This window comes from Candidatus Terasakiella magnetica (assembly GCF_900093605.1).
In the GTDB taxonomy this organism is placed as follows: Bacteria; Pseudomonadota; Alphaproteobacteria; order Rhodospirillales; family Terasakiellaceae; genus Terasakiella; species Terasakiella magnetica.
This window is the reverse complement of the sequence record NZ_FLYE01000008.1, coordinates 1-15,173: the sequence shown is the minus strand read 5'-3', so window position 1 is coordinate 15,173 and position 15,173 is coordinate 1. Positions and strand designations below refer to the sequence as shown.

Here is a 15,173-nt window from a genome sequence, read left to right as displayed (position 1 = left end):
ATGCATGATTTTATTTATAATGCATTGCCGGGCAAAGTCGTTTTTGGTTGCGGCAAGCTGGCCTCCGTTAAAGAAGAAGTTGCTGCAATGAATTCGGGTAAAGCCCTTGTTCTTTGTACACCTGAACAACGCGAACTGGCTGAACAGGTCTCCGATCTCTTAGGGGAACTTTCTGCAGGTGTTTATGACAAAGCCGTGATGCACGTGCCTATTGAGACAGCCCATGCAGGTGGTGATGAAGCCAGTCGTGTGAAAGCAGGTTGTACCGTTGCTGTGGGTGGGGGCTCCACCATCGGTCTGGCAAAAGCCATTGCTTTACATCAAGGTTTACCCATTCTTGCTATCCCGACCACATATGCAGGTTCAGAAATGACACCAGTGTGGGGGATTACAAAGGATGGCATTAAAACGACCGGGCGAGATCAAAACGTTCTTCCCGAAACGGTTATTTACGACCCGGAACTGGTGACATCCCTTCCCGGGTTTATCACAGGACCAAGTGGCTTAAATGCCATCGCACACTGTGTTGAAGCACTTTATGCTGAAAATGCCAATCCAATCATTTCCATGTTGGCGGAAGAAGGCATTCGGGCGATCGCACGCAGTCTGGAAACAGCGGTCAATGAACCTGAAAATCTGGATGCGCGTTCTGACACACTTTATGGCGCATGGCTGGCTGGGGCCTCACTCGGGGCTGTGGGAATGTCTTTGCACCACAAACTTTGTCACACGCTGGGTGGCAGTTTCAATTTGCCACATGCAGAAGTCCATTCCATCGTGATTGCCTATGCAACCGCTTACAACACACCAAATGCGCAAGATGCCATTCAACGTGTAGCGCGCGCTATGGGCTGCGACAAACCAGAAGATGCCCCAAAAGCACTGCATCAGCTTGTAAAAGCGGTGTGTAACAAAACCTCACTTAAAGAACTCGGTATGACGGAAGAAGACCTGGATAAGGCCGCCGATATTGCTGCGAGTAACCCTTACTACAATCCACGCCCCGTTACCCGTGAAGGCATGCGTGCCTTGTTGGGTGATGCCTTTGATGGGCGTGAACCTTCTGTTGCTTAAAACATTCGTTTCGAAAATTTACAGGGAGTAATTCAATGTCGAAACCTAACTTCTCACTATCACGTCGTAACCTGCTTAAAGGTGCTGGTGCTGTTGCAGGTGTGGCTGCAGCATCAACACTGGGCTCTAGTGTTGCATTTGCAGCCCCTAAAACCATCAAAATTGGTTACGTGACACCCAAAACAGGCCCGCTTGCGCCATTTGCGGAGGCTGATGAGTTTGTTATCGGTCAAATGCGTGAATTGTTTAAAGGTGGTCTTGATATCAACGGGACAAAACATCCGATTGAGATCATTGTTAAAGACAGTCAATCCAGCCCAAACCGTGCAGCGGATGTGGCGTCTGAGTTGATTTTAAATGATGAAGTCAACTTGATGCTGGTGGCGTCTACGCCTGAAACAACAAACCCGGTTTCTGATCAATGTGAGCTAAATGAAGTGCCTTGCATCTCAACAGTGGCTCCATGGCAGCCTTGGTTCTTTACGCGTGGTGGTAAGCCGGAAACAGGTTTTGATTGGACATATCACTTCTTCTGGGGGTTGGAAGATATCATCAGTGTCTTTAATGACATGTGGAGCTCACCAACTATTTCTCACAATAAAGTCGTGGGTGGTCTCTGGCCTAATGATGGTGATGGCAATGCGTGGGGTGATGGTAAAATTGGCTTTCCCCCAGTACTTGAGAAATCGGGTTATAAAATTGTAGATCCCGGTCGCTATCAAAACCTGACGGATGATTTTTCCGCGCAAATTTCTGCTTATAAAAAGGCAGGTGCTGAGATCGTGACAGGTGTGCCGATTCCACCAGATTTTACAACATTTTGGACACAGGCTGCACAACAAGGTTTTAAGCCAAAGATTGTAACGGCTGGTAAAGCGCTGCTCTTCCCCGTCGGTTTAGAGGCATTAGGCGATAAGGGGCATAACCTTTCTTGTGAAGTTTGGTGGTCACCAAGTCATCCATTTATTTCAACCCTAACCCAGCAGTCAGCACAAAATATTGCGGATGATTTCACAAAGGCAACAGGCAAGCAATGGACCCAACCAATTGGTTTTGCGCATGCTTTGTTTGAAATTGCCACTGACGTTTTGAAGCGTACGCAAGATCTGGACAGTAATGAGTCAGTGCGTGATGCGGTGGCTTCAACCAATCTTGAAACATTGGTTGGTCGTGTGAAATGGGGCGGGAACGGTCCGTTCAAAAACGTTGCGAAAACACCTTTGGTGGGCGGTCAATGGCGCCATCAAGGTAACGCGAAATACGAACTTGAAATTGTTTCCAACAAAGGCGCTGAGATGATCTCAACTCAGGGCATTTTGGAACCGATTATGTAATTGAAAGAATGCGGGCGGCGTTAAAATAAAAATAGCCGTCCGCACCTCTCGGGAGGCCAATTTGTCTACTTTATTAAGTTTGGAAAATGTATCCAAAAGTTATGGATCATTAAAGGTGACGGACGATTTGTCGTTCAGCCTGAATAAAGGTGAAGCCCTGGGTGTAATCGGTCCAAACGGGGCTGGTAAAAGCACCATGTTTAACCTGATTACAGGTGATGTGAACCCGGATGTTGGGAATATTACCTTTGATGGGCAAAGTATTGTCGGGATTGCCCCTGCCAATCGGTGTCATTTGGGGATTGGCCGTTCCTATCAAATTCCACACCCCTTTGTGGGGATGACAGTCTTTGAAAACCTGTTGGTTGGTGGATCGTTCGGTGCAGGTATGGCTGAAAGTGAAGCTTATGATTTATGTGTTGAGACATTAGAACGCACAGGTCTTCTTGCCAAAGCTAACCAAACAGCAGGTAGCTTGAGTTTGCTGGACCGCAAACGTCTTGAATTGGCCCGCGCGTTAAGCACAAAACCTAATCTTTTACTTCTGGATGAAATCGCGGGCGGTTTAACCGAGCATGAAGTCCATGAACTAATTGAAACTATTAACGAAATTCGTCTTGAAGGCGTTTCCATTATTTGGATTGAACATATTGTTCATGCGCTTTTGGCTGTGGTTGACCGCCTGATTGCCATCAATTTTGGGCAACTTCTGACACAAGGCGATCCTGCAAGCGTTATGGCCAGTCCTGAAGTGCAGGAAGTTTATATGGGGATGAGTGAAGAATGACCCTATTAACCACACACAATCTTGAATCTTATTATGGTGACTTTCAGGCCCTGTTTGGTGTCGATGTGACCATTAATGAAGGTGAAACAATCGCTATTATTGGTTCCAATGGTGCTGGTAAATCAACGTTTTTGCGGACCTTGACCGGGCTGCTCTCATCACCAACAGATAGTATTGTTTTTGATGGAGAAGCCATTGGGGGTATCGCGGCCAATGAAATCGTTGGTAAAGGCCTTGCCATGGTGCCGGAAGGTCGACGTTTATTTCCAAGTCTTTCAGTCGAAGAAAACCTGATTATCGGGGGCTATTCAGAACGCCCTGGTCCTTGGACAATTGAAAGAATTTTTGATCTGTTCCCCATTTTGAAGGAAAGACGGAACCATCCGGGTACCGCTTTATCCGGTGGGCAGCAACAGATGGTCGCCATTGGTCGCGCCTTAATGTCCAATCCGAAGCTTTTACTGTGCGACGAAATCTCACTTGGTCTGGCCCCGATTATCATCAAAGACATCTATGAATGTCTGCCCGGAATTATGGCTGAAGGCACGTCCGTTCTTGTTGTGGAACAGGACATTAACCAAGCGTTATCCGTGTCTGATCGAATTTATTGTTTCCAGGAAGGTAAAATTTCTTTGGAAGGGGCACCTGGTGAGTTGAGCCGTGATCAAATTTCAGCAGCTTATTTTGGAGTGTAAAACATGATTGAATTAGTGAATACAGTCATACAAGGTTTGCTGCTTGGTGGATTATATGCACTGTTTGCCGCCGGTCTCTCCTTGGCCTTTGGTGTCATGCGCCTTGTAAATATTGCCCATGGTGATTTGATTATTCTATCTGCTTTTCTTGGGTATGCTATCGTCGAACCGCTTGGGTTAAATCCGTTTTGGGTGTTGATTGTGATTGTCCCAGTGATGGGGGCAATTGGGTATGTTCTGCAACGGTTTGTATTGAATAAGACCTTGGGGGATGACATTTTACCACCCTTGTTGGTGACATTTGGCCTTTCCATCATCATACAAAATACGTTGTTGCAAACATTTTCAGCGGACTCACGTGGTTTAAATGCCGGTGACATTGAAACCGCGAGTGTGACAATAGGCTCCATTTCCCTTGGTGTGTACCCACTGTTGGTTCTTTTTACAGCAGTTGCTGTGATCGGTGGTTTGCAATACCTCTTTAACCACACGTCAATAGGTCGCGCGTTTCGTGCCACATCTGATGATCAGAGTACGGCACAGCTTATGGGTATCGATAATAAGCATATTTATGGCCTTGCAATGGCAATTGCCATGGGGATTGTGGCGATCGCAGGGATCTATCTGGCGATCCGTACAAACTTTGACCCAACAGTAGGTCCCGGTCGTCTCCTTTACGCTTTTGAAGCCGTCATTATTGGTGGCCTTGGTTCCTTTTGGGGCACCTTGGCTGGCGGCATGATCTTGGGCGTTTCTCAAGCTATCGGTTTTGCAATAGACCCGGGTTGGGGGATTTTAACGGGGCATCTGGTTTTTCTTGCTGTTCTGGTTGTGAAGCCAAACGGCCTTTTCCCAAAAACGATTGATCGATAGGAGCGGATACAATGACAACGCAAGTAACAAGTTATCGTGTGGAACGCTCTACCAAAGCAAGCCATATCGGAACCTTTATTTTTATCGCGATCGCGGTTGCATTGATTTCAATGCCGTGGTGGGGTTCTCGCGGTGACATGCGCACCATTACAGAATTTCTGTATATTCTCGCTTTGGCACAAATGTGGAACCTGTTGGCAGGATATGGTGGCCTGGTATCCGTCGGACAACAGGCCTTTGTCGGTCTGGGCGGTTATGCCATGGTGGTTTTCTCGCTCAAAATGGGACTGAATGTTTTTGCCTCCATTTTCTTAGGCGGTCTCGTCGCCATGGTTCTGGCGATCCCGACTGCGGCTGTCGTCTTTCGCTTGCGCGGGGCCTATTTTGCCATCGGTACATGGGTGGTTGCTGAAGTCTTTAGATTGCTTCTTGCCAACACGACCTGGCTGGGTGGCGGTTCTGGTGTGTCAATCACGTCCGCTGTGAAAGGGATTTCGCGCTGGTATCGCGAAAGCATCATCTTTTGGATTGCCATTGCCATCGGTCTGGGCTCAATCTTGTTAGTCTATACGCTTTTGCGATCACGTTACGGTCTTGCCTTAACAGCTGTGCGTGACAGTGAAGCGGCCTCTGAAAGCCTGGGCGTGCGTGTGCCAAAGGTGAAATGGTTTGTTTATCTCGCTTCTGCCTTTGGCTGTGGTGTTGCCGGGGCACTTATTTTTGTCACCAAACTTCGTATTTCACCCGATGCTGCTTTTTCGATTGATTGGACAGCCGCCATGTTTTTCATCGTTGTAATCGGTGGAATTGGCACCATTGAGGGGCCGATTATCGGGGCGTTGATTTATTTTGTGTTACGTGAATTTTTGGATGACTTCGGGTCTTGGTACCTCATCGTTTTGGGGCTTGTCTCTGTCATTTTGATGTTGAAAGCACCGAAAGGCGTTTGGGGCGTAATCGCTGACAAATGGGATATTCGATTTTTCCCTGTTCAACGCCGCCTGAAATTTGAAGAGAAGGGAGATAAGTCATGAGAACGACAATAAAAGTATTGGCCCGTGAACACCTCGCTCTCAATGGAATTGCCCGAATTTTGAAAATTGATGCCAACTTGATCCGAGACGGTAAAGTCGTATCGCACGAATTGTTGGATGATATTGTTACTTATATTCGTGAGTTTCCAAATAAAATTCATCATCCCAAAGAAGAAAACTTCCTTTTTAAGGCCATGCGGGAACGTTCAGAAGAAACCCATGAGGTTTTAGATCATCTTTATGAAGAACATGAACGTGAATATGAGATGATCGAATATTTCTCAAAGGCTTTGGCAGATTATAAGGTCAATCCACGCAAAGAGGCGAAAGTCTTTGCCCAGATAGCTATTGAATATGCCGAGTTTCTGGAAGGTCATATTCGCTATGAAAATAGCAATGCTTTTCCCTTGGCCAATGCTGTTTTGACAGAAGAAGACTGGGAAAAAATTGATGTAGCTTTTGCGGATAATAAAGATCCGATTTCAAATCCAGATGAGATGAAGAAATTTGCAGACCTACATCATCGTATCATGGACCTAGGTCTTCCCCCCTTTGATATCAAACATAAAGACAGGACTTAAAGAGATGACTGAAGCATTTATCTGTGACCCCATTCGTACAGCTATCGGTCGTTATGGTGGAACGCTTTCTGCAATACGTGCCGATGACTTAGGTGCTGTCCCTTTAAAGGCACTTAAAGAGCGCAATAAAAATGTTGATTGGGCCTCCATTGAAGAAGTGGTGTTTGGTTGTGCCAATCAGGCAGGTGAAGACAATCGCAATGTCGCACGCATGTCGACGCTATTGGCAGATTTACCGAACTGTATTCCCGGAACAACTGTCAATCGCTTATGTGGCTCGGGTATGGACGCGGTTGGTATCGCAGCGCGTGCAGTCAAATCCGGTGAAGTGGAACTGACCATAGCCGGTGGTGTGGAAAGTATGTCACGTGCACCTTTTGTCATGCCCAAGGCAAATACCGCGTTTTCACGTGCCAATGAAGTGCATGACACAACAATCGGTTGGCGTTTTGTAAATAAGCGGATGAAAGAGCTTTACGGTGTGGATTCAATGCCGGAAACGGCAGAAAACGTCGCTGAAGATTTCAATATCTCTCGTGAAGACCAAGATCTTTTTGCATTTCGTTCACAAGAAAAATGTGCAGCAGCCCAAAAAGCAGGTGTGTTTGATGATGAAATCGTGCCCGTGACCATCCCTCAACGCCGTGCAGAAGCGATTGTCTTTGATAAAGATGAACACCCGCGCCCTTCGACCCTAGAAACCCTAGCTGGTTTGCGTGCCCCGTTTCGTGCAGGTGGTTCGGTAACTGCCGGGAATGCATCAGGCGTGAATGACGGGGCCTGTGCCATGTTTGTGGCCTCAGAAAGTGCAGTTGATCGCAACGGCTTGAAACCACTAGCGCGTATAGTCGGTATGGCAACTGCAGGGGTGGCACCACGTATTATGGGGTTTGGTCCAGCACCTGCGACAAAGCGTGTGCTGGCAAAAACACAAATGACGCTTCAACAGATGGATGTGATTGAACTGAACGAGGCCTTTGCATCTCAGGGGCTTGCAACGTTGCGTGATCTTGGTTTGGCTGATGATGACCCGCGCGTTAATCCAAATGGCGGGGCGATTGCACTGGGACACCCTTTGGGTATGTCAGGTGCTCGTTTGGTTACAACAGCCACACGTCAACTTCATCGTACAGGTGGTAAATATGCCTTGTGCACTATGTGTATTGGTGTTGGTCAAGGCATCGCAATGATTATTGAGAAGGTATAAGGCTATGGTTCAATTCACAGCTGAAAGTCATTTAAAAGAAGCCGTAAAGCGTCTTCAAAATAGTGAAAACCCGCGTCTCAAAGAGGTCATGACAGCCTTTAGCAAGCATATGTTTGCTTTTATTAATGAAGTTCAGCCAAGCGAAGAAGAGTGGATGACAGGGATACAGTTTCTAACGGAACTTGGACAGACCTGTAATGATGTTCGCCAAGAATGGATTTTATTCTCTGATGCGTTTGGGGTGACTATGTTGATGGATTATATCAACCATCACAAAGAACAAGGTTCGACAGAAAGTTCGGTTCTTGGCCCGTTTTACCGTGAAAGAGCACCGGTTTATGAAAAAGGTGACAGTATTTCGCAGGATCATGTTGGTGAGGAGACTCTTTTGCGCGGTCGTGTGACAGATCGTTCGGGTAAACCTATTGTCGGGGCATCTTTGGACGTTTGGCAAACAGCTCCTAATGGCATGTATGAAGTACAGGATGAAAACCAACCGGATTTCAATTTACGTGGTTTGTTTAAAACAGATGAAAATGGTGAATATGAAATCAGAACAGTTAAACCCGTAAGTTACCCGATCCCTGATGATGGTCCTGTAGGCAAGTTGTTGGGTGCTGTAGGCCGTCACCCTTATCGGCCTGCACATATTCATTTCATTGTGAATGCAGCTGGCAAGAAACCAATTATCACACAGTTGTTTACCAAGGGTGATGAATATCTGAGTTCAGATGCTGTCTTTGGGGTGAAAGACAGTCTGGTTGTTGACTATGTCCAAAAGGAAGATGGCTATCAGGTCGAATATGATTTCGTTCTAGAGGACATGTAATCATGGCTTACTTTGTTGTCTTTGGAACCGATAAAGAAGGTGTGATCGATAAGAGATTGGAAACACGCCCTGTACATCGACAATATCTGCGAGATCATGGCATGGAGGGGCTTAAGGTCATCATTGGCGGCCCCACCATCGATAAGAGTGCTGAACAAATGAACGGCACCATGTTGGTTGTGGAAGCTGACACCCTTCAACAGGTGGAAACATTTGTCGCAAATGATCCCTACTGTAAAGGGGGTGTTTTTGAAACATTACTGATCAGGCCGTGGAATTGGGGACTAGGGCGACCAGAAGAACTCCACAAGGATTAGAGACATGAAAGATAATGTACAAAGTGCCGTACAACAAATTGCACAAGATGTTGGTTCCCTCGCAATTGAGGTGGTCGATGTAGCGGCAAATGTGGATATGGTCAGTAACAGGGTAGCCAGTCAGGTTGAAGGCTTCAAAACATTGGAAACAGCTACGCGCGAGGTTGTGGGCTCAAATGTAGAAATTGCGGGTTCATCAATCCGCCTTCAAGAAGAGACATCCCAGCGCAAAATAGAAATAGAAGATACAAAACATACGGCACAAGCCTCTTTAGATGAAATCCGTCAGTTGATTGAGGAAGTTTCCGGCATCAATGGTGAGATGGGTGAACTGAATGAAGCCCTCGATACAGTTGGGAAGGTTGCTAAAGAAATTTCAATAATTGCCAGTCAGACAAAATTACTAGCGCTCAATGCGACAATTGAAGCTGCACGTGCTGGGAAACTGGGGAAAGGATTTGCCGTTGTTGCTGATGAAGTAAAGGCACTGGCAGGGCAAACGGAAACAGCAACAGATCAAATCGCGGAATCCTTAAAAGCCTTAACCGAGACTATTTATTCTGTGGGCAAACGCAGTGCAGCCAGTGTGGATACAGCACGTTCAGTGCAAGTCGGGGCACAGAGTATTGGTGGTGCCTTTGAACAGGTTGATCAAATGATTGAATCCCTTGATGGGGGGCTTGATGAAATTGTCTCCAGTACAAATAGAATTGAAACACAATGTTCCCATCTGGATGAAACCGTTATTGATTTATCCAAGGGAGTTGAACAGTCCCAACAGAATTTAGAACAGGCAAATGTCAGGCTTAATTTATTAAAAGGGTTAAGTGAGGATTTGGTCGGCGAAGTCGCTGAAATTGATGTGGAAACAAATGATACGACTTACATTCAACTTGCACAGAAAACAGCAAATCGTATTTCTGAACTGTTTGAGCAAGGCCTTGAGGCTGGGCATATAAAAGAGGCGGCCTTATTTGATAGAAACCATCAGCCCGTTTTGGGGTCCAACCCAAAACAATTTACGACCCCCGCATTGCCTTTTTATGAGCGGGTTTTGCCTGATATTCAGGAAGAAGTCTTTGCCTCAGCCCCTGAAATTGCGGCTTGCATTGCAGTGGATACAAAAGGCTATTTGCCCGTTCATAATAAACAGTTTTGTAACCCGCAGCGGCCTCATGACCCTGAATGGAACCAGGCCCATTGTCGTAACAAAATGTTCTTTAATGATACTGTAGGCCTTAAAGCGGCGCAGTCTCAAAAGAGTTTTCTTTTACAGGTTTATCGTCGGGATTTAGGGAATGGACAATCAACTATGTTGAAAAGTTTGTCTGCGCCCATTTTTGTTAAAGGGAAACATTGGGGTGCGTTACGTGTGGGATACAAGGTGGAGTAAAGGGCATGGAATGGAAAAAACACCCTTTTGCTCCCCGAACAGGTGAAACCCTATGTCATATTAATGAGCTTGAAGACGGTAATGTGACCCCGTTCAGTTTTGGCGAGGGTAAAGAAGCCTTCTCCATGGTTGTTTATAAACGTGAAGAGATGATCCGTGCGTACTGGAACCTTTGTCCTCATTTTCGCATTCCTCTTAACAAGCCGGGCGGTGGCATTCTTCTTTATAACGATGTTCTGTGGTGCGTACATCACTCTGCAGAGTTCAGGGTTGAGGATGGGCATTGTTTTAGCGGGCCTTGTCAAAGTGGGGCCTTGGAAAGGATTGATTTAGAACAGATTGATGGCGAACTAAAAATTGTCTGAATTAGATATTCTGCACATAAGTCCAGCGGGAAGAGGGTGATGCAGGTTCGAAAGGAACGAACCATGAGAAAAATAATAAATTACTCAGTTATATGTACCATATATTGTTTAGCATTCCTGTCTCCTGTGGTTGCACAGGAAAAAATGACAAGGGTGATTACAACTCATATGCCGCCCTATTCTATCAATGAAGGTTTTTTCAGAATTGGTGCGATTATGGATATCGTGCAGGAGATGCGTAAAATTGTCGGGCGCTCTTATCAGGTCGAATTTTTGCCCTGGAAACGCGCGCAGAAAGAAGTCATTGAGTTTGAGAGATCTAAAGGGAATGCGGTAATTTTCCCTCTGGGGAGAACGGCAAAAAGAGAAGAAGACTATCGTTGGATTGTGAAAATCATAACGGACCCGATTGCACTACATGCCGTTAAAAATATCCCAATTACATCATATGAAGATGTGAAAGACTTAAAGGTGGGTGTCTTGACCAGTAGCTCGGGTTTACAGTTGTTAAAAAAAGCCAAGTTCACAGATATCTATACATGCGCAAATGTGGTGATGTGCGCAAAGATGTTAAATGCAGGCCGTATTGATGTCTGGCTGGCGCCGGGGTTAGTCGCACCTTATGTCTTTGACAAGCTTGAGATGAATATTGATCGGCTGAAATATGGGTATGTTCTGAAATATATGGACTTTTATTTGGCCGGAGCAAAAGAAATGCCAGATAACAAAGTACTTTTATGGCTTAAGGCATACGACCTATTAAAGGCGCAGGGGCGTATAGAACAAATTTTGGAAAACTATCAGTATACAGGATATTGAGGTGTTGAATATGTGGGATAAAAGATACGCGAGGGAACAGTTTCAATATGGATTGAAACCAAACCAGTTTCTGGAAGAGCAAAGTCATTTTTTATCCCCAAAACGTCAAATACTTGCGGTGGCAGATGGTGAGGGGCGAAATGGTGTCTGGCTGGCTGAGCAAGGCCATCGTGTTTTATCGGTTGATGGTTCAAAAGTAGCCACAGAGAAAGCGCAGAAACTGGCAGTGGAGCGCGAGGTGATTATGGCGACCCAATGTACGGATTTATATCATTGGGGCTGGCCTGAAAATCAATATGACTGTGTGGTAAGTATTTATTTTCATATGCAGTCTTCACAAAGACAGCGACTTCATCGAAATATGGTTCGGGCTTTACGGCCCAATGGATTAATTATTTTGGAAGCTTTTTCAAAGGATCAATATGGTCGCGATAGTGGTGGTCCGCCTGACCAAGATTGGCTTTACAGCGTTGACGAGCTGCGAGAAGACTTTAAAGACCTCCAGCTTGAATGTCTTGAAGAAGTGGAAACGACCCTCGACGAAGGGCCTTTACATTGCGGAAAAGCGAGTGTTGTCCGCTTGATTGGAATGAAATGTAGTAGTCGCGATGTGTTCTGACACGTACCCACTTTGATGCGGTGACTGTCAGACCGGATCGGAACTATTCCAATTTAGCCTACAAACTTTACCTACCATATTTGATTTTCTCTGAAATCTTACAACTCCCAACGATTAAAATCATTAAATTGCAAAAGAAGCGGTAGGCCCTCACTGATTGGGTCAACTTTAAGGGCATGTCCTTTAGCCCATTCTATCCATTCCAAAACACGTTCAGGATTTTCGTAGTCATTTGTAGCAAGTTTTTCTTCAACATCTTGAACAAAGTCCATAATCTCTCGACTTAGCTTACGTTTCTCAAGCATGGAAGTAAGAGCTTCTATTCGCTTATTCTCAAGTGAATTTATGCGGCGTTGTTCCGCTTCGCGTTTTTGACGTTCTTCACTTTCTCTCTTCCAACGTTCACGCTCGGCCCTTCTTTCTTTAACCGCAGCAGCACAGCTTGCCAGGCTTTCAAGAATCGGATTGATTAGTTTCTCAATTCGTTGAACTTTGCCATCACCAAAAGTGCGGCGAATACCGTTACAGGCATAATCATCCTTATGAATTTTGACCTGCAGTTTCCCGTTTGGAATGTAATCCCATTCTGGTGGGTTTGGTTTTGGTGTCCAAGGTACGCTATGCCAGTTATATCTGCGACGTTCTTGTTGCTTTTCCCATTTTTTAAGAGCAGCAAGTTCTTTTTCTGTCGGAAGATGCTCTCGGCGTGTAGTTTGCTCCACAACACTGAATGAAAGAGACTCCTCATCTACATAAAACACTAGGGCATTGTCGCCTTTAACGATTTTGTATTTACGTTCTTCTGAGGCTTTATGCAAAGTATTGAGAAAAGTAATCGTACGATCAATGCTTTCAGTTCCAATAGACAAGTCAAACAGGTCTGAGCCGGAAATTTTGATAAGTTCATCAGACGATACCCTCAAACTTCTCAATTTCTTGCGGGAACGTTCAACTTTGGGAAACAAGTCTGTAGGATCTGTTTCAACAGTGACTTCTGTTTCTTGTTTTTGAGAAACTTTTTTGGCTTCTTCTTGTGCCTTTTTAACTGGCTCTGGTAATTTGTTGAAAGCGCTGCCGTAAATTCTGATGCGGTTTACAGAAGGATCTTTCACTTCTCTAAAATGTGTTTTCTTGACCTTCTTACCCGCTGCAACCTTGGCCCAATAGCCTCTGCCGGGTACTGGAATACGGTGCTTGTCACAGATTTGTTTAAGTCCAACATCTGATATTCCATATTCAGCAGCAAGCTTGGTCATTGGCATAGACCAAACTTTATCGAAAAGTTCTTTTCTGGTTAATTCTTTAACCATTATCCCTGTTCCCTCAAAATAAATTCCCTGTTTTATTTTTAGGGGAAATTGCCAAAAAGGCTATGCTTTTACTGGGGTTAAGGAGTTCTTTTCTGTGATTTTAGCGGAAAAAACGTAAAAATTCCCTATATTTTCCCTGTTAAACAGAGAAATTCGAGACTGGTTCGGCTCAGACTGGCTCCACCGCCATTGATTTGAGATAGCTCGTTGAAAACATTATATGTTTTCCGAGCTATTTTCATTTGGGGTACAAAATGGGGTACAAGTTAGTTTGTACTTTGTACCCCATATCAAAATTTATCTAAGAATACCTACACCCTCACTGCACTAGGAGCATATCACCAGCGCAGACTGAGTGAGCGGTTGACGCGTAAGTAAGCTTAAACACAAGCGCAGCGCAGTGTTTAAGCGTTACGCGGCAGGTCGTGAACGAGGGATAGGACTGGTGATAGGCTCCGGTATAAAAACTATTTTAAAACCCACTCAATGCCTAAGGACTGTTAAAGGTCATGCCTTATAGATGCGGTTCAAACTATGTTTGAACCTCTGCCCTTCGGCGAGAATGGGGTTAGCAACGGAAAGAATGTTCGCGTGGAGTCAGTTAAGATGCTTCAGAACTACGAGTCAGGCGCAGCCCTGATAAGGGTGAGCATGGCGACTATGGTAGATTCAGATAAGGATGGCACGGAACATTCTTGTAGGCGCGAGGGGCAACGCCCCTTAGCCTGCGGTCTAAGTAGGAATGAAAAAACAAAAAAGGTACACCCCACCCGTAGCATCGTTTACATTCAGTGAACTTAGGGACACCGGTGGGAAGTCAGTCAGACTGTTATCGTTAATGCCCTGACGTATTTTTTGTTCATTTTATGTGTTGGCTAATGCAAATGTATAATGGCCTTATCTCTTTGTATTAAGTGTCTAAACGTATATAAGCCTTTCGTAAATCTTGATAATATTCTTATAATTATAAAGGTGTACTTGCTTGAGATTATTATGCTTGATGATAAAGATAAAGATAAAGATGAACTTAGGTTAGTTGGTAACGCCTACTTAAAAGTCATTAAAGAAAGTGTCTGCATCCCTTGTGTTGCTGAAGGCAACAATCATAAACCTGTAGATTTTGATAATGTTCTTGAATGTCAGTGTTCATGTAAAAAGGTAGAGCAAACATTAGAAGCAGCTAGAGGGCTTCTTGAGGTTGCAAAAGAGTAGTAACAGAACTGTGCTTATTCTTATTTGTCCAGCTTGCAATGTTTATGGGGTGATGGCTTCTATAGGTAATGAGTCCCACAAAGCCGTTTAAGGAGGCTCTATGAGTCTTTAGGTGTTGTGGTGTAAACGTGCTGGAATTTTAGCTAGATGATTCTGGTGAGCCTCTGAGGGCTTTCTTTGCATCGGAAAGGCATCTGATCATTGACTGATGTGTTGTAATATTGGTCTGTGTCAAGCTGCTGAAGGTTCAGAAGGTATTTCGCAACTCTAGTTGTGTAATGTTGAAAAATATAAAGGATCCCGAAGGATCCTGTTAATTAATCAGAAAGTTGAGCAATGGCTTTGGCCAGCTGTTCTTCAGTTACATTACGCTGCTTAAGTAAATCAGCTGTATTAGCAACATAGTCGATGGCTGCTTGATTACGGGCCTCTAGCGTTGAAGCTCTAACAGTCTGAGCGATGTCATTGACCCCACCAAGGGTGGTTAAAGCTGCATCTGTGGCTTTATCTACCGCGCCTAATGCACGAGTTGTAGAAGTGCCGAGTACGTTAAAGAATTTCATGTTGTGCGTTCCTTTAGATAATTGGTCTAATTCCCAGTTAGAACGCAGTGACTGTGTAAAAGATTGTTATCAGTACCATAGGGGGGGGTGGCAAGCCCCTAGTATTGTAGACACGTGATAGTGTTATAAATGACACTAAACATGAGGTGCTTATTATGAGT

Annotated in this window: 17 protein-coding genes; 15 read left to right on the top strand and 2 right to left on the bottom strand. The window is 44.9% G+C overall.

Annotated elements, in window-relative coordinates:
* From MTBPR1_RS06255 to MTBPR1_RS06190, 14 genes are all read left to right on the top strand, one after another.
* Window positions 1-1,074 (top strand): maleylacetate reductase, encoded by a 1,074-nt coding sequence (locus MTBPR1_RS06255; protein ID WP_069186717.1) that lies wholly within the window; start codon window positions 1-3, stop codon window positions 1,072-1,074.
* Window positions 1,075-1,109: 35 nt separating this feature from the next.
* Window positions 1,110-2,408: an ABC transporter substrate-binding protein gene (locus MTBPR1_RS06250; protein ID WP_069186716.1), complete on the top strand. Its 1,299-nt coding sequence runs from the start codon at window positions 1,110-1,112 to the stop codon at window positions 2,406-2,408.
* A gap of 115 nt (window positions 2,409-2,523) precedes the next feature.
* Window positions 2,524-3,195: an ABC transporter ATP-binding protein gene (locus MTBPR1_RS06245; protein WP_240492869.1), complete on the top strand. Its 672-nt coding sequence runs from the start codon at window positions 2,524-2,526 to the stop codon at window positions 3,193-3,195.
* The gene (locus tag MTBPR1_RS06240) at window positions 3,192-3,890 is read left to right on the top strand and encodes an ABC transporter ATP-binding protein (protein WP_069186714.1); all 699 of its coding nucleotides are present in this window, start codon (window positions 3,192-3,194) and stop codon (window positions 3,888-3,890) included. Before MTBPR1_RS06245 ends, MTBPR1_RS06240 begins: the two co-directional genes overlap by 4 nt.
* A 3-nt stretch (window positions 3,891-3,893) precedes the next feature.
* Complete coding sequence (locus MTBPR1_RS06235) at window positions 3,894-4,763, top strand: branched-chain amino acid ABC transporter permease (protein WP_069186713.1); 870 nt, start codon at window positions 3,894-3,896, stop codon at window positions 4,761-4,763.
* 11 nt (window positions 4,764-4,774) lie between these two features.
* The gene (locus tag MTBPR1_RS06230) at window positions 4,775-5,797 is read left to right on the top strand and encodes a branched-chain amino acid ABC transporter permease (protein WP_069186712.1); all 1,023 of its coding nucleotides are present in this window, start codon (window positions 4,775-4,777) and stop codon (window positions 5,795-5,797) included.
* A complete protein-coding gene (locus MTBPR1_RS06225; protein ID WP_069186711.1) occupies window positions 5,794-6,378 on the top strand; it encodes a hemerythrin domain-containing protein in 585 nt (194 codons plus the stop codon). The genes MTBPR1_RS06230 and MTBPR1_RS06225 overlap by 4 nt, the downstream gene beginning before the upstream one ends.
* A gap of 4 nt (window positions 6,379-6,382) precedes the next feature.
* Window positions 6,383-7,585 (top strand): 3-oxoadipyl-CoA thiolase, encoded by a 1,203-nt coding sequence (pcaF, locus tag MTBPR1_RS06220; RefSeq protein WP_069186710.1) that lies wholly within the window; start codon window positions 6,383-6,385, stop codon window positions 7,583-7,585.
* A 4-nt stretch (window positions 7,586-7,589) separates the two neighbouring features.
* A complete protein-coding gene (locus MTBPR1_RS06215; protein WP_069186709.1) occupies window positions 7,590-8,414 on the top strand; it encodes an intradiol ring-cleavage dioxygenase in 825 nt (274 codons plus the stop codon).
* 2 nt (window positions 8,415-8,416) lie between these two features.
* On the top strand, window positions 8,417-8,731 hold the full coding sequence (locus tag MTBPR1_RS06210; RefSeq protein ID WP_069186708.1) for a YciI family protein: 315 nt from the start codon (window positions 8,417-8,419) through the stop codon (window positions 8,729-8,731).
* A gap of 4 nt (window positions 8,732-8,735) precedes the next feature.
* Window positions 8,736-10,124 (top strand): methyl-accepting chemotaxis protein, encoded by a 1,389-nt coding sequence (locus MTBPR1_RS06205; RefSeq protein WP_069186707.1) that lies wholly within the window; start codon window positions 8,736-8,738, stop codon window positions 10,122-10,124.
* Between the two features lie 5 nt (window positions 10,125-10,129).
* A complete protein-coding gene (locus MTBPR1_RS06200) occupies window positions 10,130-10,489 on the top strand; it encodes a Rieske (2Fe-2S) protein (protein ID WP_069186706.1) in 360 nt (119 codons plus the stop codon).
* A gap of 63 nt (window positions 10,490-10,552) precedes the next feature.
* On the top strand, window positions 10,553-11,308 hold the full coding sequence (locus tag MTBPR1_RS06195) for a substrate-binding periplasmic protein (RefSeq protein WP_165602624.1): 756 nt from the start codon (window positions 10,553-10,555) through the stop codon (window positions 11,306-11,308).
* Window positions 11,309-11,318: 10 nt separating this feature from the next.
* Window positions 11,319-11,927 (top strand): class I SAM-dependent methyltransferase, encoded by a 609-nt coding sequence (locus MTBPR1_RS06190; protein WP_069186741.1) that lies wholly within the window; start codon window positions 11,319-11,321, stop codon window positions 11,925-11,927.
* Between the two features lie 98 nt (window positions 11,928-12,025).
* Here the strand turns inward: MTBPR1_RS06190 and MTBPR1_RS06185 are convergent, their stop codons facing one another.
* On the bottom strand, window positions 12,026-13,237 hold the full coding sequence (locus MTBPR1_RS06185; protein WP_069186704.1) for a hypothetical protein: 1,212 nt from the start codon (window positions 13,235-13,237) through the stop codon (window positions 12,026-12,028).
* Window positions 13,238-14,230: 993 nt separating this feature from the next.
* Here MTBPR1_RS06185 and MTBPR1_RS06175 point away from each other — a divergent pair.
* Window positions 14,231-14,449 (top strand): hypothetical protein, encoded by a 219-nt coding sequence (locus MTBPR1_RS06175; RefSeq protein ID WP_126465052.1) that lies wholly within the window; start codon window positions 14,231-14,233, stop codon window positions 14,447-14,449.
* A 317-nt stretch (window positions 14,450-14,766) separates the two neighbouring features.
* Here MTBPR1_RS06175 and MTBPR1_RS06170 read toward each other — a convergent pair whose 3' ends face one another.
* Window positions 14,767-15,012 (bottom strand): hypothetical protein, encoded by a 246-nt coding sequence (locus MTBPR1_RS06170; RefSeq protein ID WP_069186701.1) that lies wholly within the window; start codon window positions 15,010-15,012, stop codon window positions 14,767-14,769.
* Window positions 15,013-15,173 lie beyond the last annotated feature (161 nt).